The organism is Aquimarina sp. AU119 (genome assembly GCF_900312735.1).
GTDB classification, from domain to species: Bacteria; Bacteroidota; Bacteroidia; order Flavobacteriales; family Flavobacteriaceae; genus Aquimarina; species Aquimarina algiphila.
In genome coordinates this window covers 16,160-41,816 of sequence record NZ_OMPF01000031.1, presented here as the reverse complement: position 1 = coordinate 41,816, position 25,657 = coordinate 16,160, and the positions used below count along the sequence as shown (strand labels likewise).

The following is a 25,657-nucleotide window of genomic DNA, read 5'->3' as shown; positions in this document are numbered from 1 at the left end:
ATGAGGCAAACTAAAGACATCTTAGAGCAATTAGAATCTGAATATAGCAACATTGATTATTACAATATTATCATTGATAAAATAGAAAATAATGTAAATGATAATCCCGATATCGCTATTGAAAGTTGCAAGGCACTATTAGAGGGGATTTCTAAATTTATTTGGAATCAGGTTGACAGCACCTATGACTCAGCAATAGCAGACAAAATGGATTTTCACCCTTTAGTTAGAAAATCTATGAATAAATTAGCAGAATTTAATGAGGACATAGAAATAGACTTTGTCAATAAAATAAATAAACTCATTGTTTCTATTGGAGAGTTAAGAAATAGAAGAGGTGATATTTCTCATGGTAAGCTATCCCCTAAAGATTATTTCAGCGATTCCCAGTTTTCAAACTTAGTGATGAATATTACTGACAATATGCTTCATTATGTTTTGCATTGTTTTTCCAAAGTAAAAGCTGTAAAAGAGTTAGCATATGAAGATAACCCTGAATTCAATGAAAAATTAGATACCGAAAATGATTTTGGCTTTTTAAGCTACAGTAAAGCATTGTTTGAACAAGATATAGTTGCTTATGAGCAAGAACTACAAGATTATCTAGAAACATTAGAATTAGAAGAACATGAGTAAACAATCTGAACAAATATTAGAACAACAGTTGATTGCTCAACTTCAAAAATTGGGATATGAATTTACCGTAATCAATAGTGAAAAAGACTTATTGCGAAACCTAAAATCTCAATTAGAAAAACACAACAACATTACTTTTTCTGCAACTGAATTTGATAAAGTGTTGAATATCCTTAGCAAAGGAACTGTATTTGAAAAAAGTAAAATACTGAGAGAAAAACAACATATTGTACGAGACAATGGAGACAACCTTTATTTTGAATTCCTAAATACAGAATATTGGTGTCGTAATCAATACCAAGTAACTAATCAAATAACACAAGAAGGTAAATACAAAAATCGCTATGATGTAACGCTTCTGATTAACGGTATGCCCTTAGTTCAAATAGAGCTCAAACGAAGTGGTCTAGAGCTAAAAGAAGCATTCAACCAAATCAACCGTTATCAACGTCATTCTTTTGGTTCTGGTAATGCTTTATTTCAATACGTTCAAATATTTGTTGTTAGTAACGGTAGAAATACAAAATATTATGCCAATAATAGAAACCAAAGTTTCAAGCAAACCTTCTTCTGGACAGATAGGGAAAACAATAGAGAAACCAATATACTTAATGGATTCACCGATTCGTTCCTAGAAAAGTGTCATCTCAGTAAAATGATCTGCAAATACATTGTACTAAATGAGGCTCAAAAAATTCCAATGGTATTGCGCCCTTACCAATATTATGCTGTAGAAGCTATTATCGATCGCGTAAAGAACTCCACCAAAAACGGATATATCTGGCATACCACAGGCTCAGGAAAAACCCTAACCAGTTTTAAAGCAAGTCAGGTAATTATGAAACTTCCAGAAGTTCATAAAGTCGTGTTTGTAGTAGATAGAAAAGATCTAGATTATCAAACCACTAAAGAATTTAACAGCTTTAGTGAAGGTTGCATTGACGGAACAGACAATACTAAAAACCTGGTTCAACAATTCACTGGAACTTATAAAGACAAAAAAGGTGTATCTAAAAATTCCAAACTGATTGTTACCACCATTCAAAAACTGAATACGGCTATTACTAAATTAAAGTATGAGGCGAAAATGGCTGACTTGAAAGACAAAAAAATCGTTTTCATTTTTGATGAATGCCACAGAAGTCAGTTTGGAGACACACATAAGCGCATAAAAGAGTTCTTCAGCAACAATCAGATGTTTGGTTTTACGGGAACACCAATATTAAAAGAAAATGCGAATAAAAGTGAAGCTATAGCCAGAACAACTAAAGACCTATTTGATGAATGTTTGCATAAGTATGTAATTACTGATGCGATTAAAGATGAAAACGTTTTAAAATTCTCAGTTGAATACGTTGGCAGATATAAAAGAAAAGATTCTGTAACAGAAATAGACATTGAAGTTGAGGATATTGACACTAAGGAGTTGATGGAAGATGAAAAACGGTTGGAGAAAATCACCAATTACATCATTGCCAATCACAATCGTAAAACACACAATAAAGAGTTTACAGCTATGTTTTGTGTTAATAGTGTCCCTACTCTAATTAAGTACTATGACATACTTAAAAGAAAAAAAGAGGCAGGTGAACATAACTTAAAAATTGCGACCATTTTCAGTTACGGTGCTAATAAACCTGACAAAGATGCAAATGGATTTGTCAACTTTGAACAAGATTTTGACAGTTTCGACTTGAATGTCGTAGCAGAGGACAGTCCGCAATATCAAAAAAGCAAACACACCAGAGAAAAGCTAGATGAATACATTGAAGATTACAATCAACTTTTTGATGTAAAATACAGTACCAAAACCAGTCAAGATTTCTACAATTATTACAACGATATCTCGAAAAAAGTTAAGGAACGTAAAATTGATATTCTTCTAGTAGTTAATATGTTTCTCACTGGTTTTGATAGTAAAACTTTGAACACACTTTATGTAGACAAGAATCTTCAATATCACGGTCTCATACAAGCCTACTCAAGAACAAATAGAATCTTGAACGAGCAAAAATCGCAAGGTAATATAGTAGTATTCAGAAATCTAAAAAATAGAACAGATGAAGCAATTACACTCTTTAGCAATAAAGAAGCTATTGAAATAATTGTAATGCAACCTTATGAAGAATATGCTTCTAAATTTGACAAAGCTTTTGAACAATTAAAAAATTATGTACCTACGGTTGACAGTGTAAATGATTTAGTAACTGAAGAAGATGAATTAAACTTTATTAAGGCATTTCGTGATCTAATGCGCATTAAAAATATTCTTTCAGCGTTTTCTGACTTTAATTGGGAAAGCTTACAAATGTCGGAACAAGAATTTGAAGATTATAAAAGCAAATACCTCGATTTATATGACAAAGTAAAAAGTAATAATCAAAAAGAGAAGGTCTCTATTTTAGAAGATGTTGATTTTGAATTAGAATTGATTCACCGTGATGAAATTAATGTTACTTACATCATTCAACTTTTAATAAAGCTTAAAGCTGATAAACAAAAAGATACAACCAAAGCAGAAAAGGAAATTTTTAATCTACTAAATACCGAGACTACATTACGAAGTAAACGCGAATTGATAGAAAAATTCATTGAAGAAAATTTACCAATAATTGAAGGCTCTGAAGAAGTAGTATCTGAGTTTGAAAAATACTGGAATAAGGAACAACAAAAGGCATTTGATAAATTAGTAGATGAAGAAAAGCTCTCTTCCGAGAAAACTGAAAAGTTAATTGAAGACTATCTTTTTGCTGAAAAAACACCACTTAGGGATGAAGTTCTAGAGCTTCTTGAAGGCGAGAAACCAAGTTTATTACAACGGAAAAAATTAGGCGATAGAATACTTAGTCGAATAACCGATTTTGTAGAAACCTTTATTAACGGCATGGCAAGTTAACTATATTAAAAAATTCCCAAAACCAATATGACAGATTATCAAACCACTATACTACCTTTTTTAAAATTGTTAAAGCAGAGGGAGGTTTGGGAGCAGGTATATTTTATATAATGGGCTCATAATTGCATCATAAATTGAATAAAAAAACTCCCTTTTGAACCATTAAAATAATTATTCAGATACTTTGCTCGAATTTTTACTAAATTCCGTATCAAATTTTATTAACAAATTATTTTTTGTGTCTTATTTGTACCTCAAACCACTTAAAGCCTTATAAATAAAGAAAAGTTACTTATTGTATTGGGAAGTAGATTTCCCTTTGGTATGCTTTTGGTAGGGTTTTGTCTAATTTTTATGAAATGAAGTAGAAAATAAAAATTCAATTATTATAATCTAGTAGATTTATCTTTACGATTTTTTTATAAAAAAAATGATTATCAAACTATTAATTGCAATTATAAGCGGTGTTGGGCTTGGAATAAGCCTCTTCTTTGGAATATATTTATTTAAAACTAAAAAAGTCCAGAATACAATATTAGGAACATTACTTATCGTGCTAACTTTAAGGATTACCAAATCTGTTTTCTATAATTATATTGAGTTACCTATTTTCATTAAGAATCTTGGCCTAGCCGCGAATTTAGCAGTTGGTCCTTTATTATATATCTATGGGTATTCTCTCTTCATAAAAACTAAAATTAGATTAAAATCAGTAATATTCCATTTTATTCCTAGTTTTATTTATGTGATCTTTTGTGATTATATCCCTAATGATACCAGTAACAATTTTTGGAAATTAAGTTATAGTTTCATCTTAGTGCATTCATTTTCCTACGTAATAGCAAGTCTATTTATTTCACAGAAAAGAAACATCGTAGTTAACAAAAAAGCAAAAGAATGGTATACGCTATTGGTTTTGGCTCTTTGTCTAATATGGTTGGTTTATGGATTAATATTTATTAAACTAATCCCTGTATATTCTGCCGGCATAATTGCCTTCTCTATTTTAATGTTTATTGTCTTTTTTTTAGCTTTCGATAGAAAAGAAATATTTGATAACAATTATCAAGAAAAATATCTTAACTCCAATATTACTATTGAAGATGGTAAGAAATACCTAAATCAAATAAGACAGTTAATAGAAGAAAATGATCTTTATTTAAATCCTAATTTTAAATTAACATCATTATCCACAAGGCTTAATTTATCTTCCAGAGATATTTCAATGATTATAAATAGACATGCTAACAAGAATTTTTCGAGTTTCATTAATGAATATAGAATAAAAAAGGCAAAAGAACTACTAAATACCAGTCATCCGAATACAAAAATTTTGGCTATTGCTTTAGATTCAGGTTTCAATAGTCTTTCTTCTTTTAATGTAGCATTCAAGTTATATACAAAATCTACACCATCGGAATACAGATTAAAAAACGTTACTGAGTAATTTCTTAGTATGAAATCGCTATCGGATTCATGAATTCGATAGAAAGTATACTTAATTTTTAGTTGATTTAGAAAAACTTTAAAATTATGGATACAACAAATAGAAGACAATGGCTAAAAAAATCTTTGGCAACATCTGCAGCTTTAAGTCTATTCCCTTTGAATGCTTTTTCTGAAATTAATAGAGACCATTACGAGACAGATTACAATAGCGAAAAAAATGATGTGAGAAGGTTACTTTATAATGAAAATCACCTTGGTCCGAGCAAAAATGTAGAACATATAATCAAGCAAGTTATATTCCGTAGCAATCGATACGCAACTTTCTATGAATATGATGCAAAAACTTTAAAACAATTAATAGCAAAGCAAGAGGGGTTAAAGCCTGAGAACGTACTATTAGGCCATGGATCTTTCGAACCTTTACTATGGGCAGCAACTCATTTTGGTAGTAAAGGAGAGCAAATAATTGTTCCCAGCCCAACTTTTGATGTGGTTGGTCTTTTTGCCAAAAAGATTGGAGCAAAAGTCACGCCAGTTGAAGTAGATTCAAATTTCAGAATGAATTTAACCGAAATGGAAGCTAGAATTACTTCTGAAACAAGTCTATTAACGCTCTGTAACCCCAATAATCCTACTGGAACTGTTGTGAAAACTGAAAAATTAAAATCATTCTGTAGGCTTGTATCTGATAAGACTACTGTACTTATTGATGAAGCCTACATTCATTATATGAATTCCTGGAGAAGTAAATCAATGGCACCTCTTATTGCTGAAGGAAAAAATGTCCTTGTTACACGTACTTTTTCTAAAATATATGGTTTAGCTGGTTTACGAATTGGTTTTATGTTGGGACCAGATTCACTTATAGCAGAAATGGAGAAAAAGTTCACTTTAGGCTTTCCAGGGAATATGCCTAATTCACTTAGCGTTGCATCCGCAATTACTTCATTAAAAGATGATGTCTTCGTGGAAACATCAAGAAATAACAATATAGAAATACGGAATACATTTTATAAAGAACTAGATAAGTTTGGACTCAAATATATTCGAAGTGAAGCCAACTTTATATACTTTGATGTTAAAAACTTTAAAGCATACAAAGAACTTATGTGGAAGAACAAAGTTTTACTTGCAGGCGGTTGGCCAACCAAACCGAATTGGGCACGAGTAACGATGGGATCTGAAAATGACATTAGTTTCTTGTTTGATAAAATGAAGGGAAAGAAATGGTTATAACCATTTCTTTCCCTTCATTTTATTTCTTTTAATATACCTGTTTCTGTATTTAAGAGTCCTTTTAAATATAAACGTTCTCCGTTCTACTTTTCAATATACTAAGTGAAATAAAACCCTACAAAAAAACACAAGCTAAGATTTTCTCTATTGGTATTCCTAATTAATTTCTTTAATTATAATATCACTACCTCCGTAATCGTTGTTCTTTAAATCAAGCCAATGTCTTATTCTGGGTAATTTCATTTCATTAATTTCAATCAAATTTTCAAAATACATCCTTTCCCCTTTTTCTTTATCATCTTCATGAAAAATTTCAACACCTACTACGTAGTTACTCTTTTTGGAGATATAAACATTCCAAAATTTTGTTATAATTGGTTCTTTTAATTCAATCACAATTTTATAACAAGCTTCTTTGTTAAAAATGACTTCACCACCATCATTTATGGTCTTTAGATACTCTGGTATGGACATAGGTAAGCCATACATCATTGAATAGAACCTTCTATAATTACTATTGCGACTAGTATCTAATCCGTATTTTTTGATTATTAATGAATCTATTACTTCGTTATCATCTAGCAAAACTGAATTCTCACCTTTTTCATTAATACTATATTTAACAATATGCCCTTCCCTGTTTCTCGAAAGCTCAAACGTACCACTCCTATTATTCAGTTTTAAGATTGAATATCTTTTAGGATTGGAAATTCTAGGTTCTTGTATTTGAATTTCAATACTAGTCGTATTCCAGTTCTTATTTTTATCATGAGCAGCAATACTTTTATTCAATATAGCTGAAGCATCGATAGCCTCTTCTAGATCATTACAAGATATCAGGACTATTATAAATATCAAATGATACATTTTATTTCTCTTCATTCTTATTTTTGTTTTTTAAATAATTGAGTAATGTAATAGCTTCAAACCCTATTAAAGTTTTCACTAATAGTAAATATTACCATTCTAATAAATTTACCATCGTCATTTAGTTCTTTTACGTTAAGGCAATTGAGATATCACTGAATGAATCGCTATAATCTTATCATCTTTAATTTCCAAAGCTTCTGAAACTCGCATTTTAATATTGTTTTGAGTATTAATACCCTCATATATAATACAGGCAAAATCCTCTGTATATTTCGAAAAGATTAGGTTCACATCTTTCCAAGGAACAGGATTATTTGACATCATTTCAATAAATTCAATTTTATTATCGGTTTTAAAAAAGCCTAGATCTATTTTTACATGATCATGAAGGCAAGTAGCTGTTTCATCAAAATTGACAACATCTTGCCATGAGTTAAAGTATTGTAATGTTAATGATTCTGTTGTCATGGTTTACCAATTAGGTGATTAAAATTCACTTTTGTATAATAAATGTTCTATTGGGGATATCAATTGTAATTGTGTTATTTTTAAACAATCCGCTACCAATAAGTGCATTGTAAATCATACCTTTTCTAAAAATTACAGTAACCTCATTTTTCTTGACTTCTTTATTACCTTTTCCTACAGAAATTGAATTTAATGTATAGATTGAATCTATTCGTTCTTCACTAGATAATTGTGTTTTATATTTCTGAGTGCTCAGTTCTGTTTTGTTTAACTTTAAATCATCTATGTAACCTGGATTTAACATGTAGGCATCATAACCGCTACCAGTATCAAATTCTGCTAAAACAGTAGTATTGTCGTTTAAAGTAATAGGTATAAAAATATCTAACATCACATTGGTATGTTTATACAACTCTATTGGAATTGTTGTATGTTTCTTTGCTAATGATTTAGCCATTTCTACTTCTACAAAAGCAATTTTATGATTCTTAAAGTCAATAGAAAATGCCTTATTCTCGAAGAATTTCAAAGATAAGAGGCCGTCAATCCCCATAGCATCCAATGGTGGATAAACACCTACTATAGAATGTGTTTGTTTAACCTTTCCAATAGCCAAGTATGGAATTTCATAAATCTCACCATCTAATCGATCACCATCATGTCTGAATCCTGTAAAATATCCTTTTTTGACAGCTTGAGAAGCTATTTTTTTAAACATTTTACCAGATAATACGTTAACACCTGCTCCCGTATCTAGAATAAAATTACCCATAATACTATCCGATAGTTGTACTTGTACAACTATATGCCCTTCTTCCATAATATGTATAGGGTATTCTTGAGCCAAAGAGATACAAGGAATAAAAAATAATAGGAATGTAAGTGGTGTAATTTTATACATAAATTGTTTTTTAAGTTTGAATTTAGAATTCATTAAACCGTATCTTAACAGTAAATGTCACTATAAAATTTTATTAATACGACAGCAAATAAGTATCAGAATAAATTTTGGGACTATATTGATACTGTTTCTCGCAACAAAAATTATTAGGTTAGATATGAAAGCTTAGATATTAATATTTTTGTATTATCAATCAGAAAAATTATAGTTATCGAAAATTTACTTGTTGGGATTAAGTTTATATTAGGTTTACAACTAATAGTTGTTGCTGTGTTGCATTTGATTGATACATCAAATCTTACTAAGAAGATTTTAGCACTATTATGTTTAACCCTTGGTTTGTGGTTTTTCAAAAAAGTATTTTATGGTTATTGGCAAGATAACCTGATATTGTTCTTATTAATTGGACCTGGAAAACCAATTTTTGTAGGTTCACTGCTTTTATTATATTACAAATCTTATAGCGAAAAATTAACCTATAGATATATCATAAAATGTATAGCAATTCCTGCGGTATACTATATCACATTGATACTATTTCGCTTTTTTTTAATTGATAAATTCTCCGGAACAAATCATACAATAACACATCTTTTCTCAGCAGGTATTTTCATCATTTTTTTGTCATATTTCTTTTTGACAAAAAAAGAATTAAAAACTAAAACACGAAAAAAACTCATTCCAAAAGCATATAAAAAAGTAATGATTCTATTTTATTCATTGTACTTTTTTTTATTACAAATTCCTATTTGGGATGCGCTTAGAAGTATTTTTAAACAATTAGAAGTACCAGATGACTCCATTGCTTTTCTTTTAGTGAATAAAATTTCGATTGGAATATATCTCTATCTATACCCTCTTACATATATTCTTTTTATTTATGCTTTAAGTGAATTAACAATTTTTAGACGATTATTTCTCCCAAAAAATGTTTCCATTAATGAAAACACACTTAGGAATAAAAAAGAGTTAGACAAACTAATGGAATACTATTTTAAAGAAGAAAAACTATATAAAGATCCAAGTTTAAACATTAGCTCTTGTGCTTCTATTTTTAAAGTCAGTACCAAAGAACTTATAGACTATTTCAAAATCACTAATAAAGGTGTTTTTAAGGATTATATAAATGGTCTTAGAGTAAGTGAATTTAAGCAACTACTGCAAAATGAAAAATTTTCTCACTATGATTTAGTTGGACTCGCTAAAGAATGTGGTTTTAAATCAAAGTCTACTTTTTTTAGAGTTTTTAAAGGTTTAGAAGGCTTTACGCCGAATGAGTATAAGAAAAAAGCAAATCGCTAAATCCGTTTAGATTTACTTAGTTTTATGAAGAAAAGTAGATCCAAAAGCAAGCAAAAACTCCCTCCATTAGTACATCTACAACTCCCCTACCCTTTTATTTATAAGGGTTTTCACATATCGTATCGGGAAGTAATTATATTATTAAAAACCAAATTGCTAACTTGGTTACCCACCTTAAGCTCTCATATAGTTCTACAAAGGCATTATCACCCAGTTTAAAGAAGAGGAACCATTATTCTCTGCAGAATATACCGTAATCTATGTATCCAAATTACGTTTATCGATCACCAGAACGGGTTTTCTACTCAGTTTAGGGAATCTTAATTTGTCAATATCATCTTTATCACAAAATTCAATACGTGGTGTTACTCTAAGCTTTGCTTTAAAATGATTTTTTATTTGCTGCAGTAAATCTGGGATTAAACCTTTACTAGCAAGCTTGATTAAAATTTCATCAGTACCAACTTGATTGTGGGAAATTTCTATAATAAAACTCTCCACATCTTCAAAATAATTCATTATGTTTTGTATTGCTGGTGGATATAACGTTGTCCCTTTGTATTTTATCATCTGTTTTTTTCGCCCGTTTACTGGCCCCAAACGTAATGTAGTTCTGCCACATTTACAGGGTTCATAATGTGCTCTTAGCATATCTCCTGTTTTAAAACGAACTAAAGGCATGGCTTCAATACCGAGGGTGGTAATAGTCAGTTCACCAATATCACCATTGTTTACTGGTTGGTTTTCTTCGTCCAAAATTTCAACAATAATTAGTTCTGGATGGTGATGTCCTCCATTTTGATATTCACATTCTGTAAACGCTGTATGCATTTCGGATGAAGCATAAGTTGAGTACATATCAATATCCCAAGACTCACTTATTTTCTGTCCTAAAACATTTAAAGAAAAATCATCATTCCTAATAGGCTCTCCAATGCATATTGCTCCTTTGATTCCAGAAGTATTAATATTAATTCCGTTTAAATTAGCATACTCGATTAATTTTAATAAAAACGAAGGCACAACAATAAGATAAGTTGGTTTAAATTTTAATATAGAATCCCATTGAAGTTCAGGAGTCCCAGCACCAACACGAATAATACCAGCTCCTAATTGTCTGGCTCCTAAAAAATATGCCATACCTGCCATAAACCGTTTATCAACAGTAGTCATTAGTTGTAAAATATCATCTTTTGTCACTCCTGAACATCTAAACGAAATAGCTTCGTTATATGCTAACCTGTCTAAATCTTTATTGGTTAAGGCAATAGTAACTGGATCTCCTAAAGTCCCTGACGTAGTCACATAATCAATAATTTCAGTTTTAGGAACACAAAAAAAATCATCATTATATGATTGTAAATCATCCTTTGTGGTTGGTGGTATTTGTGTTAAATCTTCAATCGAATTAATGTTAGCAATAGAAATATGATGAGATTTGAATAGTCGTTTATAAAATGGGGATTTCTGATTCACATAATGCAAAGCTTCTTTAAGTTTTTCTTCTTGAAAAGCTTTAATTTTTAAAATAGATTGTTTCTCAATATCTGGAATCATCATTTTAATTTTCGTTGAGATTTTTTTATATATTTTGAAATATATTGAGCATCAGGAAGTGTTGTGATTTCTTTGGTAGATGCTACACTGAAGGCCTTTAATGCTTTAGGATAATTCCGATTTTGATAGTAATAATCGCCTGCAAGTTTGTGTGCTTTCCAATATTCTGGATTCAAAATTACAAGCCTCTCTAAATCTTCTGCATCAAGTTTTATTTGATCTTCGATAGCTTGTTCTACTTTACGTTCCAGTACTCGATATTTTTCATAATTATGATAATCTTCTGATAGTAAAAAAGGATCTTTATCGATATTATCTTTTTCCTTGGAAACTGAAATTTTAGATGGATTTCCCATTCTATTACTAAAAACATCATTCAGATCATAAGCTACAAACTCACCCAATTGATACGGATTAGAAGAGATCCAAACTTTTAAATCTTCTGGTTGAAACACAATACCATGATGTGCCAATAATTGGTTAAGTGCTTTTTCATTACCATAACCGATGGTTTTGTTGCCTTTACCATTTTTATCTCTTAAAATTGCAAAAGCTTCAGTAGGACTTATTTTATCAGCTTCCGTTAACAGTTCTTGCATTCTCTCGAATCTATATTGCGTATGGCTTTCTTCGATCGTTTTTTTGTTTCTTCGATCATCTTCATAAGCATCACTTTGAAAATGATTAGAACAAATTAATTGATTTGTATTTTCAACTTCATAAACACCAAAATTCTTAGGTGATACTTCAATTAGCATAGCTTTTTTATCTTTTGCACTTCCAACAAGAATAGATTCAGAAACAAATACTTCACGTTTTTTTGCAATGGCAATGGCTTCCTCTATATTGGATGCATATTGCAAAATTTCCCGCGTTAGAATAGAAATCGGTGTTTTTGCTACTAACGGAATTTTAGATTTACCCGCATTGATGGTAACTGTTAAACCTTGATCATTCATACCAGAAACAACACCAATCATTCCTCCCCAAGTTACAGAAACAAATTTGTACCCTGTTGTTGGATTAACAAAGGCTATGATTTTATTTTCGGCAAAGGCATCACCGGCATAAAAGTCAAAATTACGACCAATAAGTAGTTTACCATCTTCTGTTTTGTTTCCCCAGGCAGCAAAAGACGTACAACCTACTAAAGCTAAATCTTGTAATGCATGGCCAATATCATGCGCTCCATGTAAATATAACGAACGTAAATAAGGCGGAGCAATACTATTAAAATCTGTTGATGCATACTGTGAGACTCCGTATATTTCACTTTTATACTCGTTGGTAATATGTTTATACATTTTACGATTGTACCAGGAAAGAAACTTTCGTAAAAATTTTTGTTTACCTTCTGAAGGTACAAGTTCACTGATTTTATCAAAAAATACAGCTTCTTGTTTATACATAAGTTCTTTAGTAAGACTTCCTATGAGTAATCCTCGTTCTAACGGGTCACCTTCTACATACAATTCCCAAAGTCCTTGTTTATTTTTGGTAAGAAAGCTATTGCCAGTATAAGATGTTGAATCATTGACATTAACTTTTTCTGGAATAGTGGAAGTATAGTTCGAAATGTCTGGGAGATCATTTAAAGACTTTTTTATACCACAAGAAGTAAATATTACAATACTAAATAACCAAATCACCATCCCCTTCATCAAGAGTCTTTTAAGGACTTGAAACTGCTTTACACACCATGTATTAAGACGATTTACCATACGTATATTATTGTAAAGCACCACATCACAATTCGATCTTCAACCAAATTTTGAATATAATTTACATTACTTTTTTTTAATAACATCCCGTTTCTTGATATTGATACGATTTTAATTTTCCTCATTAGTCATCTCTTTTGTAGAATTTCTAATAAAGAATTTATATAAAAATGGCTGGATTGTAAATGATATCAGCATTGCTGATATAATACCTATTACGGAAACTAAAGCCAAAGAGCTTAACGCAGGATGTTTTGCAAATATCAAGACGCCAACACCTAATAATGTTGTAATAACAGATAAAATAACTGAAGCTTTAAACGTAGCTAGAGTCTTAATATCATATTGTGATTGTCTTAATAAACCGTTGGTCATAAAAATACTATAATCAACACCTAATCCAAAAATGAATGTTGAAATTATAATACTAAATATATTAAATTCAAGTCCAAATAACCCCATTAAACCAAGCGTTAATAGCCAAGTAGCTAGAATCGGAAGTATTGTAATCAATGTAAGTTTTATATTTTTGTAAAAGGTTAATAAAAGTAATACAATAAGGGTAAAACTATATCCAATAAGATTATTAAATTCGTTCTTTAACCCACCTAATAGCTCCTCATTAACATTTTGCCTATCAAAGACTATTATATTTTCATCTGAATTAAAAGCATCTTTAACTAAGGAAATTTGATCTTTATTAATTTTGACAATAGAAGTTACTGTAATAAAATCATCATTAACAGAAATAAAATCATCTATAGGAATAGAGGTTATTTTTGAGTAATCTACAATTTTAAGAGAATTAAATTTCTTATCTAAAAGCTCATAAAACTCATTAAAACTGGTACTTTTAAAACCAAAAGCATTTCCACTTTCAATTAGGTATTCTTTAAGTTTTATTTTTTTATTGTTGCCCCAGAAATCTTCCCAATCTTGAATTTGCTTGTTTTGCCTTTTTGATGAACTTACTAAAGCTCCAATAGAATTAAAATCTAAGACAGCATCTTCAGATTTAAATTTTGACAACCTACGATGCATGTTGTCATTGGTTTGTAATACCGCTTCCATAGTATTACCAAAAGCTACAATATAAAGAGATTTAGATGAAATATTTATTAAATTGTCTAATTGTAATTCTGCATTATCTAACTCTGGTGATGTATAATTAAGTTGCGATAAATCTTTATTAAATACCACTTTGTTAAAAGTAAAGAGACTTAAAACCAAAAGAATGCAAAGCACAGCAATTAAAGTTTTATTCTTATTAAAATTATAATTTGCAATAGTATCAATAAATGTGGATTTAATATTATTTCCACTTGCTTTAGGTTTATACGTTTGTGGTATAAAAATTAGCGCAAAAACTGAAGATCCAATAACACTGATAGCCGCAAAAATCCCTAAATCTTGCAATGCCTGAGACTCTATAAACAATAAACACAAAAATGCTAAAGCCGTTGTTAGGCTACTCATTATAATTGGTTTACTAATACTCGTATATAATGATTTTGTTGTTCCGTGACTTCGAATATGTGTAAGTATATGAAGCGAATAATCTATTGTAACGCCCAAAAGCACAGCACCTATACCTAATGAGATTGCTGAAATTTCGGTTCTTATAAGACTAAGAATAGCGATTGCCAATAAAGCTCCAAATATTGTTGGAACAAATAATATTAGAGGAATACTTAGTTTTTTATAAAAGAATATAAATAGCAGCAGTAAAATTGACAATGCAATACTCACAGTGAATTGAATGTCTGTTTTTATTTGTTCAGCATTTGCTACTGCAATTAATGGACCTCCAAAATAAGTACTCCTCACTTTGTTTTTATAATCGCTATTTAAGTCTTTTTGTAACCGGTATATAGTATCAGAAAAAGGTTGATTTTCAGCAGTGTTTCCTGTGTCAAATTTTGGAGAAATAAAAAGTAAAATATGTTTTTCATCTTTATGAACCAAAAAACCGTCTTTAAGCTTAAAATCATCCGCCAAGCCTAACTCGTTAAGTTGTTTTAGTCCCATAAAGGATACTCCTAATGGATCTTTAACAATAAAACTTTTGGCAATAAAACCAGAAGGTGAAACAAGAGTTTCATAATTAGCTTTTGTAATGGTTTCAATCGAATCCTTATCAATTTTAGACGCTATCGTTTCATAATCACTTTCAGATAAAAAGAACGGTAAATTGTTATAGACAAAATCAATAGTTTCTAGAGCATCTTCCTCTTCAATTTTACCTTTAATACTAGTAATATATTTATTATAATTATTAGAAATACTATCTGTAAATGCTATGGCATAATCAACCAGGTCTTCAAATTCTCCGTTGTCCTCTAAACTAATATTTACAATGATTTTATCCGAGAAGTTGACATTTTTCAAGACCTTTTGTAGCTTCTCATTTTCTTTGTTTGCAGGAATTAATTTTGATATATCTTCATCGAATTTTATCCCAGAAGCAATCCATGACAAAATACCCATTAACACTATGCTAATAATCCCGTAATAAATCCTTTTATGAGCTATGGATCTATATATCTTCCAGAATAGGTTACCCATTTGCTGTTTTTTTGTTTGTAATTGAAAGCAATAAATAACTTAATAAACCCAATACTATGGCACTTACAGAAGAAAATGTGAAGCTACCAACAAGATATGTTTTTAAGTGCTGTGCAACATCAAAATTTTCTCTAATAACTTCTATAGAATAATTGGTATCAGTTCCCAGTACCAAATCACCAACCTGTAAACTTAAAAATACAACAAAAGGAACAAAAGGTGCTAAACTTACATTAGAAAAAGCAAAAGCTATAACTTTATTAAGTCGAAATAAAACAGCCAAAAAAAGTACAATTATAGTATGAAAACCCCAAAGTGGAGACAAGCCAATAAAAATTCCTAAAGCAATGGATAAGGCTTTCTTTTTTGGTGAATCTTGATGTTTAAATACATCTTCAACTAAAAATCGTTTTATGCCTTTTTTTTTAAATCTACGAAATAAATTTCGAGGTGTAATATAGAATAAACGAACTAAGAGAAACCAAGTGTATAGTATAACCATACGAGAAATATCCATAAAAGGTCTAAAGTGTGACACACGCTCCACAGGATCGTATAAAACATTAATCGGTACATGTCTTATCTCTGTTCCGCTCCAATAAGATTTGACAATGGCTTCAATTTCAAATTCAAATTTTTTGGTTGATTTCATAAACTTTATCACATCCATTTCCTTAATGGGATATAACCTAAAACCAGATTGCGAGTCATTTAATCTTAAGCCAGTGGCTGCATACATCCAAAACGTAGATACCCGATTACCTTTTGCACTTTTTGCAAAAACATCGGCTTCATTCATATTACGATCGCCAATAATCAGTATATTTTTATTATCCGAAGCTATAAGAGCATCAACAAAATATGGGATATCCTTTGGGAAATGTTGCCCATCTGTATCTAAGGTAATAGCATAATCAAACCCCAAAAATACAGCGCGTTTAAAACCAGCTTTTAAGGCTGTTCCTTTTCCTGTATTTTCAGGTTTATGTATTTGCTCAATATTAGGATATTCATTAAGAATGGCTAAAGTACGGTCTGTAGAACCATCATTTACGACAATAATATCCTTTGTGTAGTTTAAGATACCATCGATAATACGTTTTAAAGTTTTATCATTGTTATAAGTCGGAATGATCACACAGCATTTTAGCTGTTCCATTTTAGATTGAATAGTTCCTTCTGGCATCTTATATATTTACTCTTGCTCTATGGTCTTGGATATTTCACAAAAGTAGCATTACATTTTAAAACAGAACGACCGTCTCTAAAAGAAGTGTAGTTTTTTATCTTGAATCCTTCTGCTTGAGGGGTAATCTCTATTGTGAAATCTAAAATATTTTCAATATTTGGATTTACTAAAGTTAAAAATTTCACATGAGATAAGTGCTGCATAAAAAGTGATTCTTCCATATGAGTTTCAAGACAATTTTTTAATATCTGAAGCATTGCAACACCAGGTGTTACAGGATTTTCAGGAAAATGTCCTTCAAAAATGTGATGCGCCTTATTAATTTTCACCGAAGCTATAAGAGTTTGGTTGTCTTTCCTTTGTAAATCTAAAACTTCATAAAAATCATCTAACAGCATAATATTTAATGTTTAAAAGTCTCATCAGAAATTTTAGTATTTAATTGCTTGTTTCTAAAAGTGATCGTTGTGTAATCATCATTAGGTTCTATTAACTTAATCTCTTCGACTTCTGTGGTTGTTTTAGAAAATTTTAATTGAAACTCAGTAACAAATCGTCTTATTTTTTTTTCCCTCGGAAGAAAATGTATTAAATAATCTGTGTCTGTTTTAAAATAAGAAATATCAAATTGTTCATTATCAAACATATCTCCTTTTATACTGTTAACGACGAGTGAATTTAGACTTTTAAAAAGTTTATTAGATTTTAAATTAAGTGTTTCTTTTTTACCGTCGTTGGTTACGTAGAGCTTGTCATCTTTAAAAATTGCAATATTTTTATAAGGTTTTGTGTACTCCCACTTCACTAACTTTTGTGATTTAAATGCTAATTTCCCTTCAGAAACAATAGCATTATCCATAATACTAAGATGTTTTTTTTGTACAAAATCACTCAACATACTTTGCGTACTATTTGCCTTTGCAATTACTTTTGATTTAAATATTTTTTGCTCATTCGTACTCAGTTCAACTTGAGCATTAATTGATATGAGGTTAGAAAAAAACAAAAATAATATAAAGTAACATTTACATTTCATCCAGTAAATTATTTATGGTTACGGCTTCAAACTGATGTTGTTTTAGATGAATCAATAAACGTTCCAAAACGTATACTGTATTTGGTTGTGTATCATGAAACAAAATAATACCACCAGGCGAAATATGTTTTACAATTCGTTTTAAAACTAAGGTTTTGTTTTTTAATACTGTATCAAACGATCTATTATCCCACCCTATAACATGATGTTTGGTTTCTTTTATTGCTTTAGCAAGGTTAGGTGTTGTTACGCCAAAAGGCGGTCTGAAAAGATTTGAAGATTCACCTATACTCTTTTTAATAATCGAATCTGTTTTTCGAATTTCTTCTAACCATTTTCGTTGAGACGAAAAATCTATAAAATTACTGTGTGAGTACGAATGATTTCCTATAGCATGTCCTCTTTTTACAATTTCTTTTAAAACTTCAGGGTATTTTTCAATCTGTTTTCCTATACAGAAAAAAGTAGCTTTAGCATTAAAACGATCTAAAACATCTAGAATAGAATACGTAAGCTCCGGATGTGGACCATCATCAAATGTGAGTGCTATTTTCTTTGATATTATAGAATTACTAGATATAAACGAAGTTAAGAAATAATTGTAGCTCATTATAAATGAACCTATTGCTGTAACTAACAACCAAATCGTAATAGGTAACAAAATCCAAAGCCAGGAGCTACTAAAATATAAATTACTAGCCAACAACCCAAGTATTGCCACAATCGAAAGAGTCGTTATAATCCTAAATTTCATCATGTTTTCAGTAAAATAAAACTATGATCTTTACCTTTACATTGGTTATAAAGCAATAGCGTTTTAATGGATTTATTTTCTCCTGAATTTTTCAAAACTTCCGCAGGAATATGTTGTTTTTGGAGTACATTAATTCCTAACCAAAAGGCAAAAGCAGAAGCTGTATAAAATTCTCCAGATAAGTGTTTATACTTTATTTGTGAAGCATTAGAAAATAAAGAAATGGTTATATGTTCATAATAATCATCATACATATCCCCATTATCTCCTAGAATTATGGCATCAATAGCTTTAACATCCATATTATTTAGAGCTAGAAAATCTTCTAATTTTAGAATTAGTTCTTCTTTTGACGCTTCGGATATTGTAATGATATCTTGTAATTTAATTGCGTTTTCTTTCTTTTCAGTAGATAAAACAGTAAATGTAGCCCCTTCACTAAAAGGTACACCAATACCTTTGCTTTTGTTAGCTTCTATCATCTGAACATAATCAACAAACTCAGTACCCAATTCATCAATACCACCTACTAAAACATGTCTTGCTTCCTGTTCTTGAAGCAGTAATTGCGCATCTATTAAAGCAGATTCAAATGATAAACTTCCATGAGTATAGGTATTGTTATAGTTGTTACATTTAAGACCTAATGCAATTTGAGCACCAACAGTATTATGTGTAGATTGTATAAAAGATGTTGGTGTTAAATAAGTTTCATCATTGTCAATAATACTATTTAAGAATTTTTCTGTATCTGTAATACAGCCCATTCCTGTGCCTGTAATAATGGCATCAGGCTCATTTAATTTGGCGATCTGTAAAGCTTTGTTTGCTGCGACAACTCCCATTTTCACTCCTGTCTGCATTCGTCTCGTAACCACTGGTGAAATAAAATCTTTGTAATTTGGATAGACAGCTTGTATTTTTTTTGCATTGTATTTAATGACATCTAATAAAAAATCTTCATTAGAAAATGTATTTTGAGCAGAAATTGAAACTGCGCTATGTATATAACAATCTCTCATTCTTTTGATAAGATTAATGCAGAACAGTTACCACCAAAACCAAAAGAATTTGATAACACATGATGAATTGGTTTTTTCTTAATTTCTGTAACGGGTATCAAACCTGTTTCATTGATTTTGGACTTAAAATTAAGGTTAGGAAATGCGGTTTGCTCTTGCAACGCTAATACAGAATACACAGCTTCAACAGCACCTGCAGCTGCTAAAGTATGACCTGTATATCCTTTTGTAGAACTAAAGTCAGGTATATCGTTTCCAAAAACACGTTTTATCGCAATACTTTCTGATAGGTCATTATTTGGTGTGGCTGTTCCATGGGCATTTATATAATCAATCTGTTTTGGTTTTAATTGAGCTAAATTCAGGGCTTTTTGCATCGCTAAATAGGCTCCTTGACCATTTTCAGATGAAGCCGTTTGATGAAACGCATCATTAGCATTGGCATAACCCGAAATGTAAGCCATAATGGATTTACCTTCTTTTTTTGCAATCTTTTCAGACTCTAATACAAGATAAGCAGCACCTTCGCCTAAATTAAGTCCTTTTCTGTGTTCATCAAAAGGTTGACAAACATCCTCTGACAAAATCATTAAGGTTTTAAAACCATTGATTGTGAATTTTGCAAGCGCATCAGTTCCACCAACAATAACACGTTCTAATTTGCCCGCTTTTATAAGTCGTGCTCCTAACATTATGGCATTTGTAGCCGAAGAGCAAGCTGTACTCATTGTGGTTGAAAACTCGTTAACTCCAAGGTACTTAGCAATTTTTTTGGTACTATCACCTGTATGATGGCTAGAAATATATTTCTGACTTTCAGAAGATGAACTAAATTGTTTTAAGTGCTGTTCGGTTTTGTCCATTCCACCAACAGTAGTGGAAGAAATCAGCCCTGTTTTATAACTATTAATATCTAAAATTTCAGCATTTTCTACTGCTTCTTTAGCTGCAAACAAACCTAATAAAGCGGTCCTGGTAAAATTATTATCTTCTGGTAATTGTAATTGAGATACTAATTCATCATTAGAAAAAATAACCTCACCAACTTTTATCCGTTCGGCATGAATGGTATTAATTTTTGAAATAGGACCAATACCACTTTTTGAAGCTAATAACACTTTTTTATTGGCTTCCACAGAATTACCAATTGCAGAAATAATTCCCATTCCTGTAACAACAACACGTGGTACGATATTTTTATTTGTTTGTTCGTTCTGCAATATAGTCAGCTAAAACTGTGATGGATTTAAAAACTTCTTTGCCTTCTTTAGGATCCGTTAGTTGAATACCATAATCTTTATCAAGCATTACAATAAGTTCTAATGCATCGATAGAATCTAAACCTAGTCCATCGCCAAAAAGAGCTGCATCATCATCAATATCACTCACAGAGAATTCTTCAAGGTTTAATTGTTCTATAATTTTCTCTTTCAATTCTTCTCTCAATTCTTTTACTGGCATAGATATAGTTGTTTTATGTCTTTAATAGTATGATTTAAATCACCGTGTTCTTCTACTAAATATAGAAAAGCATCATAACTAGAATCATCAAAATCAACCCAACCACAAAGTACTTTATTCGCCTTTTTTGTTTTTAAAAGGTGTTCGGTTTGTATCCATAAATGGTGTGGGTTAAAGTTGTCAAATATAAAAAAACTATTTTCAGAAAATAACTGATGTTTTATACAAATTTCACCTATACAAATATTAGGTAATGTATAGACAAAAACTGAAGGGCTCGGAAAATAATTATTACTGTCTGAAATAGATTCCTGATACTTTCTGTCTGTATCTAAACTAGATGCTTTATTAGATAGTATGATGGCAATATTCTCTTCTGAATTACTTATGCTTTGCAGAATGAGATCTGCTGCAATAAAAGCCAATTTACTTAAATTATCCATTTTAAAGAATTTTGGATAATCCATACCTTGTGATTTATATGCACTTTTTATAAAAGCTGAAAAATCTTTGGTTTCATCTTCAAAAACGATGTCTCCATTTAGAGAAATTTTATCGTTTCTAATATGACTATATGCGTTTATGTTGAATTTAGAATTCAAATTCTATAGTGTTTTTGAGCAAACCATCATGGTATGAAACTCTCCCAATTGATGATCTTCATTAAGTGATAGTCCAGCTTTTTTAATTAACGTTTCAAAAATTGCTGCAGAATACATTTTACTAGTCCCATTGGCTAGTGCTGTGAAATATAAAGAAGTAGCTTCTAATGAAAAACGAGCCGTATCAAATTTTTGTCGATCTGTAAATGTTTCAACGATGATAAGCTCTGTGTTTTCATTCATAGAAGCTGCACAGGTTTTTAGTATGGTAAGAATTTTATCTTCTGAGAAACAATCTAAAAACTGACTCATCCAAATAAGATCAGCACCTTTTGGTATTTGGGGATTTGGTTTTAACCAATTAATCTCATGAGCAAAAACCCGATCATTAAAACCGTTATTTTTAATATTCGTCAAAGCTTTTTTGAGTTGTCCTGGTAAATCAAAAATATGGACATTAACATCTCTATCATGATTAAAACATTGCAATGCAAATTTCCCTGTATTGCCTCCTATATCATAAATAGTCTTTGTCTGGTTTTTAAATACACGTATTAAAGCTTCCTCGAAAATACCATCTGAATAATAGTGATCGAATTCAAACCATGATTTTTGGACTTCTGGGCTCAATTGGGATAAACCATCATAAATAGTATCCCATTTCCCAAAAACCTTTAAACCAGAAGGTTTCTTTTCTTTAATGGCATCATTTAGATAAAAAAGACCTTCATAGCAAACATCATTTGTAAAATTGAGATTAACTCCTACCGTTTTATGATAGTTTAAAAAATAACCCGTTTTAGTAAGTTGATATTTTTGTTCATCATCTTTAATAACGATGTCCGAACTTTCTGCAATTTCTAATAACACTCCTAATCCATAAATGCTAACGGATAAGTTTTTAGAAATTTCATTAATTGAAACTCCACCACTATCGCGTTTTTCAAAAATATAATCTAAAACACCTAATTTTTTTAAACTTACTGTAGATTGAAAAACAAATGGGGCGAAAGCAATTTTTTGAGCTTCCTCCAATGCCTCAATGGCTCTTAGTTCTTTTTTTGGCATGAGTGATATTTTATGATACACTTTTTAACAACAGTGCTGTATTAGCGCCTCCAAATCCTGAAGCTGTTTTTAAGAAAATATCTAATTGTTGTTGTTTTGTTTTTTCAATTATTTGTAATGGTTTTGAAACACCTAAGCTCGTAAAACCTTTTGAATACAATAAAGTATTTTGTTTTAAGCTATGCATACCTATAATGGTTTCAACTAATCCAGATGAACCTAATGTGTGACCAAAATAACCTTTTAAACTATTCAGAGGTACATTTTGAAAATCTAATCTATTGAAAGCTACAGCTTCCATCTCGTCATTAAATATAGTGGCAGTACCATGTGCGGATATATAATCTATATCTTTTGAGGTTACAGCTGCTTCTTTCATCGCAGCACTAACACATCGATATAACCCTTCGCCAGATCGAGACGGACCAGAAATGTGATTGGCATCATTACAAGTTGCTTCTCCTAATACTTCAACACTTTCTTCAGTAAGATAATTTGTATCTGATGTGATTAAAATACTTGCAATAGCTTCACCAATGTTAATACCAGTTCTATCTTTTGAATACGGTTTACAAATAGAATTACTCAATGCTTGAAACGAATTGAAACCTGATAAAACAAACTTAGACACTAAATCACCACTAACCAGAAAAACATGTTTATATACATTTTCATGAATCAATCTTTTTGCCACCGAAATAGACAATATACCAGATACACAAGCATTTGAAACTACTAAAGGTTCTGTTTTGAATAGAAAGTGATTCCTTAAAACTTTTCCCAAACGTGATAGATAAGCATATGATTTTGGAAAATCGCTAGTCTTATCCAGTACATCAATATTCCCTTTTGTTGTTGAAATAATCAAACCAACAGATTCATCAATAGTAATATTTGACGCTTCTATAACCTTGCTTAATGATAATAACATCATTTGTTCTAAAACGGTATAGTTCTCTTCGGTTTTTAAGGCTTCAAATTTATTTTTTAAAATAGTTTTGTTAATTACAGATCCATAGAAAGGGTTATGAAATAGAGTTTTATCATTAATTAAAGAAATTCCAGAAACTTCATCTTTTATCTTTTTAACAACAGTGTCACTGTCAAAACCTAATGATGATATAATAGAGTTATGTGATAAATAGACTTTACGCATCAAGTAAATTTTGTTGTATTTTCCAAGCTTTGAAAAACTCTGGAAGAATTAGAGACATTGTGTTGTCTTTTAAATTGGTAAACACCTGAACGGTTTCGCCAGTACACACAATTTCATCAGTCTCATTCGTTATAATATATCTAAATATCAGTTTTGCTGATGCCGTATTTACATAATACGTTTTCACAGTTGCAATTTCCCCATATTTAAGAGGCAATTTATGTTCTGTAACGGTTTTCACAATAGGTGTTGCGTAGCCATTTTCTTTAGCATTAAGATATGAAATATTAAATTTCCTTCCGAAAGCTTCACGACCATCTTCAAAATATTTTAAATAGTTACCATGCCACACTATACCTAAAGCATCAGTTTCACTAAACCTGATTCTTACCTTATATTGTGCTATAAGTTCTCCTTTTTCATTCATTCTATCTCATCTTTTAGTAGTGTGCTCATTTCTGATACAGCAATAATTTTTCCATTTACCGAAGATTCTATTTTCACCATAGTCATATTGGCAATTTGATAAACAACCTCTATTTCAGTAGATAAGATATCATTTAGTTTTGGAAGACTTATAATTTGACTCGATTTAATCGCTCCAATAAATCCTTCTTTGGTTTTAATATTATCAAGAGACTGTTTATAGCCCATATACAAAGCAGCGGTTTGCGCCATATGCTCTAAGATGCCTGTTTCAGAAAAAAAACCATTACTAACGAATATATTGTTTTCAGAAATTGAAAATCGAGAAATTCCTTTTTTTATCGAAAAATATTCCAGAGTATCCACCATAATCATTGGTTTGCGATGTGGCAATAACTTTTCTATATGCTTTAAGTCTGATATTGGTGATTTTAATTGATTATGCTCTTCCATTTTTTTTGTCTTGCCAAAAATCGTAAAAATTAAACCATTGTAAAGGATATTTCCTCACCATATATTCTAGGTTTTGAGTAAACTTCCTTAATAAATCTTGCGCATCCCTAGCTTTAACATCAACGTGTCTTGCATATAAATGGTAGTGTTTTTTTGGTTCGCGCATAACATAAACAAACAAAACGGGTACATTAAGACGACTACCCAGATAGAAAGGTCCTACTGGAAATCTTGCTGTTTTACCAAGCAGTTCTTCTTCTATACATTTTGTATCTTTTAAATACCGATCACCTGCGATACAAATTATTTTATTTTGGGCTAGCGCTGCATTAATTTCAAAAATATGAGAAAAATCGTCTTTTACAATAATAAAGTGTATTTCATCTCTTTGCCTATACTGATCCAAATATTCTTTAATGTCTTGATGATCTTGATCTGTAATGACAATGCTTATAGATGTATCGGTCAATCGTTCTTTAAAAAAATATTGTGCCAATTCAAAATTACCAACATGAGCGCTTATCAAAATGCCCCCTTTTTGTTTAGATAGTGCTTCTTCTAATAAGTTTTCTCCATCAAAATGAAAAGTGTAACCTTTTCTTAAACCAGAAGGAATTGCAATTTTATCAATAAGTGTTTGACCAAAAACATAATAGGTTTTGTAAATACTAATCGAACTTTTTAACCAAGAATAGCCAAGTCGTTTCCTAAAATAATAACTAAGACCTTTTACATTTTTTCTGGAGAATAAACAAAAATAAGGAATTGGCAAATGCATTAAAGCATAAGCAGCATTGATGCCAAAATTCTTAATAAAGAATACAAACACTTTAAACCCAAAAACTGTACCTCTGGATTTTCCATCCCACTCTTCAGCCATTTTTCTTTC

The 25,657-nt window shown here is 30.6% G+C and carries 24 protein-coding genes; 5 read left to right on the top strand and 19 right to left on the bottom strand.

Annotated elements, in window-relative coordinates:
* From DK442_RS24405 to DK442_RS24390, 4 genes are all read left to right on the top strand, one after another.
* Entirely contained in the window at positions 1-636 is a 636-nt protein-coding gene (locus DK442_RS24405) for an abortive infection family protein (RefSeq protein ID WP_109438537.1), read from the top strand.
* Entirely contained in the window at positions 629-3,532 is a 2,904-nt protein-coding gene (locus tag DK442_RS24400; RefSeq protein ID WP_109438536.1) for a type I restriction endonuclease subunit R, read from the top strand. Before DK442_RS24405 ends, DK442_RS24400 begins: the two co-directional genes overlap by 8 nt.
* 430 nt (positions 3,533-3,962) lie before the next feature.
* Positions 3,963-4,979, top strand: coding sequence for an AraC family transcriptional regulator (locus DK442_RS24395; RefSeq protein ID WP_109438535.1), 1,017 nt, complete (start codon positions 3,963-3,965; stop codon positions 4,977-4,979).
* Positions 4,980-5,065: 86 nt separating this feature from the next.
* Positions 5,066-6,217: a histidinol-phosphate transaminase gene (locus tag DK442_RS24390; RefSeq protein ID WP_109438534.1), complete on the top strand. Its 1,152-nt coding sequence runs from the start codon at positions 5,066-5,068 to the stop codon at positions 6,215-6,217.
* A gap of 156 nt (positions 6,218-6,373) precedes the next feature.
* On the opposite strand, the gene DK442_RS24385 is transcribed toward DK442_RS24390, so the two are convergent.
* The 3 genes from DK442_RS24385 to DK442_RS24375 form a co-directional block, all read right to left on the bottom strand.
* A complete protein-coding gene (locus DK442_RS24385) occupies positions 6,374-7,099 on the bottom strand; it encodes a DUF6503 family protein (protein ID WP_109438533.1) in 726 nt (241 codons plus the stop codon).
* Between the two features lie 120 nt (positions 7,100-7,219).
* Positions 7,220-7,555, bottom strand: coding sequence for a hypothetical protein (locus tag DK442_RS24380; protein ID WP_109438532.1), 336 nt, complete (start codon positions 7,553-7,555; stop codon positions 7,220-7,222).
* A gap of 25 nt (positions 7,556-7,580) precedes the next feature.
* On the bottom strand, positions 7,581-8,456 hold the full coding sequence (locus tag DK442_RS24375) for a hypothetical protein (RefSeq protein ID WP_160114338.1): 876 nt from the start codon (positions 8,454-8,456) through the stop codon (positions 7,581-7,583).
* 270 nt (positions 8,457-8,726) lie between these two features.
* Between DK442_RS24375 and DK442_RS24370 the strand changes: the two genes are divergently transcribed.
* Complete coding sequence (locus tag DK442_RS24370) at positions 8,727-9,758, top strand: AraC family transcriptional regulator (protein WP_160114337.1); 1,032 nt, start codon at positions 8,727-8,729, stop codon at positions 9,756-9,758.
* Positions 9,759-10,016: 258 nt separating this feature from the next.
* Here DK442_RS24370 and DK442_RS24365 read toward each other — a convergent pair whose 3' ends face one another.
* From DK442_RS24365 to DK442_RS24290, 16 genes are all read right to left on the bottom strand, one after another.
* Positions 10,017-11,315: a phenylacetate--CoA ligase family protein gene (locus DK442_RS24365; RefSeq protein WP_109438587.1), complete on the bottom strand. Its 1,299-nt coding sequence runs from the start codon at positions 11,313-11,315 to the stop codon at positions 10,017-10,019.
* A complete protein-coding gene (locus tag DK442_RS24360; protein WP_109438529.1) occupies positions 11,315-12,976 on the bottom strand; it encodes a C45 family peptidase in 1,662 nt (553 codons plus the stop codon). The genes DK442_RS24365 and DK442_RS24360 overlap by 1 nt, the downstream gene beginning before the upstream one ends.
* 171 nt (positions 12,977-13,147) lie before the next feature.
* Positions 13,148-15,601 carry an MMPL family transporter gene (locus tag DK442_RS24355; RefSeq protein ID WP_109438528.1) on the bottom strand — a complete coding sequence of 818 codons (2,454 nt, stop codon included), beginning with the start codon at positions 15,599-15,601 and terminating at the stop codon, positions 13,148-13,150.
* Positions 15,594-16,787, bottom strand: coding sequence for a DUF2062 domain-containing protein (locus tag DK442_RS24350; RefSeq protein WP_109438527.1), 1,194 nt, complete (start codon positions 16,785-16,787; stop codon positions 15,594-15,596). The genes DK442_RS24355 and DK442_RS24350 overlap by 8 nt, the downstream gene beginning before the upstream one ends.
* Before the next feature lie 20 nt (positions 16,788-16,807).
* Entirely contained in the window at positions 16,808-17,188 is a 381-nt protein-coding gene (locus DK442_RS24345; RefSeq protein ID WP_109438526.1) for a 3-hydroxyacyl-ACP dehydratase, read from the bottom strand.
* A gap of 5 nt (positions 17,189-17,193) precedes the next feature.
* Positions 17,194-17,826: an outer membrane lipoprotein carrier protein LolA gene (locus DK442_RS24340; protein WP_109438525.1), complete on the bottom strand. Its 633-nt coding sequence runs from the start codon at positions 17,824-17,826 to the stop codon at positions 17,194-17,196.
* The gene (locus tag DK442_RS24335) at positions 17,816-18,583 is read right to left on the bottom strand and encodes a polysaccharide deacetylase family protein (protein ID WP_109438524.1); all 768 of its coding nucleotides are present in this window, start codon (positions 18,581-18,583) and stop codon (positions 17,816-17,818) included. Before DK442_RS24335 ends, DK442_RS24340 begins: the two co-directional genes overlap by 11 nt.
* A complete protein-coding gene (locus DK442_RS24330; RefSeq protein WP_109438523.1) occupies positions 18,580-19,602 on the bottom strand; it encodes a beta-ketoacyl synthase chain length factor in 1,023 nt (340 codons plus the stop codon). Before DK442_RS24330 ends, DK442_RS24335 begins: the two co-directional genes overlap by 4 nt.
* Positions 19,599-20,822 carry a beta-ketoacyl synthase gene (locus DK442_RS24325; protein ID WP_370444681.1) on the bottom strand — a complete coding sequence of 408 codons (1,224 nt, stop codon included), beginning with the start codon at positions 20,820-20,822 and terminating at the stop codon, positions 19,599-19,601. Before DK442_RS24325 ends, DK442_RS24330 begins: the two co-directional genes overlap by 4 nt.
* Positions 20,800-21,063, bottom strand: a complete 264-nt coding sequence (locus DK442_RS24320) for a phosphopantetheine-binding protein (protein ID WP_109438522.1) — start codon at positions 21,061-21,063, stop codon at positions 20,800-20,802. Before DK442_RS24320 ends, DK442_RS24325 begins: the two co-directional genes overlap by 23 nt.
* On the bottom strand, positions 21,054-21,665 hold the full coding sequence (locus DK442_RS24315; RefSeq protein ID WP_109438521.1) for a 3-oxoacyl-ACP synthase: 612 nt from the start codon (positions 21,663-21,665) through the stop codon (positions 21,054-21,056). The genes DK442_RS24320 and DK442_RS24315 overlap by 10 nt, the downstream gene beginning before the upstream one ends.
* Before the next feature lie 3 nt (positions 21,666-21,668).
* Positions 21,669-22,733 carry a methyltransferase gene (locus DK442_RS24310; protein ID WP_109438520.1) on the bottom strand — a complete coding sequence of 355 codons (1,065 nt, stop codon included), beginning with the start codon at positions 22,731-22,733 and terminating at the stop codon, positions 21,669-21,671.
* A 10-nt stretch (positions 22,734-22,743) separates the two neighbouring features.
* Entirely contained in the window at positions 22,744-23,889 is a 1,146-nt protein-coding gene (locus tag DK442_RS24305; RefSeq protein ID WP_109438519.1) for a beta-ketoacyl synthase, read from the bottom strand.
* Positions 23,882-24,316, bottom strand: a complete 435-nt coding sequence (locus tag DK442_RS24300) for a thioesterase family protein (protein WP_109438518.1) — start codon at positions 24,314-24,316, stop codon at positions 23,882-23,884. The genes DK442_RS24305 and DK442_RS24300 overlap by 8 nt, the downstream gene beginning before the upstream one ends.
* Positions 24,313-24,768, bottom strand: a complete 456-nt coding sequence (locus DK442_RS24295) for a hypothetical protein (RefSeq protein WP_109438517.1) — start codon at positions 24,766-24,768, stop codon at positions 24,313-24,315. The genes DK442_RS24300 and DK442_RS24295 overlap by 4 nt, the downstream gene beginning before the upstream one ends.
* Positions 24,755-25,648, bottom strand: coding sequence for a lysophospholipid acyltransferase family protein (locus DK442_RS24290; RefSeq protein WP_109438516.1), 894 nt, complete (start codon positions 25,646-25,648; stop codon positions 24,755-24,757). The genes DK442_RS24295 and DK442_RS24290 overlap by 14 nt, the downstream gene beginning before the upstream one ends.
* Between the last annotated feature and the right edge of the window lie 9 nt (positions 25,649-25,657).

Coding starts and splice junctions, on each gene's coding strand:
- DK442_RS24295 (WP_109438517.1), bottom strand. CDS start 24,768: ATGGAAGAGCATAATCAATTAAAATCACCAATATCAGACTTAAAGCAT.
- DK442_RS24350 (WP_109438527.1), bottom strand. CDS start 16,787: ATGCCAGAAGGAACTATTCAATCTAAAATGGAACAGCTAAAATGCTGT.
- DK442_RS24355 (WP_109438528.1), bottom strand. CDS start 15,601: ATGGGTAACCTATTCTGGAAGATATATAGATCCATAGCTCATAAAAGG.
- DK442_RS24300 (WP_109438518.1), bottom strand. CDS start 24,316: ATGAATGAAAAAGGAGAACTTATAGCACAATATAAGGTAAGAATCAGG.
- DK442_RS24395 (WP_109438535.1), top strand. CDS start 3,963: ATGATTATCAAACTATTAATTGCAATTATAAGCGGTGTTGGGCTTGGA.
- DK442_RS24385 (WP_109438533.1), bottom strand. CDS start 7,099: ATGAAGAGAAATAAAATGTATCATTTGATATTTATAATAGTCCTGATA.
- DK442_RS24360 (WP_109438529.1), bottom strand. CDS start 12,976: ATGAAGGGGATGGTGATTTGGTTATTTAGTATTGTAATATTTACTTCT.
- DK442_RS24400 (WP_109438536.1), top strand. CDS start 629: ATGAGTAAACAATCTGAACAAATATTAGAACAACAGTTGATTGCTCAA.
- DK442_RS24290 (WP_109438516.1), bottom strand. CDS start 25,648: ATGGCTGAAGAGTGGGATGGAAAATCCAGAGGTACAGTTTTTGGGTTT.
- DK442_RS24335 (WP_109438524.1), bottom strand. CDS start 18,583: ATGATGAAATTTAGGATTATAACGACTCTTTCGATTGTGGCAATACTT.
- DK442_RS24365 (WP_109438587.1), bottom strand. CDS start 11,315: ATGATTCCAGATATTGAGAAACAATCTATTTTAAAAATTAAAGCTTTT.
- DK442_RS24375 (WP_160114338.1), bottom strand. CDS start 8,456: ATGTATAAAATTACACCACTTACATTCCTATTATTTTTTATTCCTTGT.
- DK442_RS24405 (WP_109438537.1), top strand. CDS start 1: ATGAGGCAAACTAAAGACATCTTAGAGCAATTAGAATCTGAATATAGC.
- DK442_RS24345 (WP_109438526.1), bottom strand. CDS start 17,188: ATGCTGTTAGATGATTTTTATGAAGTTTTAGATTTACAAAGGAAAGAC.
- DK442_RS24305 (WP_109438519.1), bottom strand. CDS start 23,889: ATGCGTAAAGTCTATTTATCACATAACTCTATTATATCATCATTAGGT.
- DK442_RS24320 (WP_109438522.1), bottom strand. CDS start 21,063: ATGCCAGTAAAAGAATTGAGAGAAGAATTGAAAGAGAAAATTATAGAA.
- DK442_RS24390 (WP_109438534.1), top strand. CDS start 5,066: ATGGATACAACAAATAGAAGACAATGGCTAAAAAAATCTTTGGCAACA.
- DK442_RS24340 (WP_109438525.1), bottom strand. CDS start 17,826: ATGAAATGTAAATGTTACTTTATATTATTTTTGTTTTTTTCTAACCTC.
- DK442_RS24380 (WP_109438532.1), bottom strand. CDS start 7,555: ATGACAACAGAATCATTAACATTACAATACTTTAACTCATGGCAAGAT.
- DK442_RS24330 (WP_109438523.1), bottom strand. CDS start 19,602: ATGAGAGATTGTTATATACATAGCGCAGTTTCAATTTCTGCTCAAAAT.
- DK442_RS24310 (WP_109438520.1), bottom strand. CDS start 22,733: ATGCCAAAAAAAGAACTAAGAGCCATTGAGGCATTGGAGGAAGCTCAA.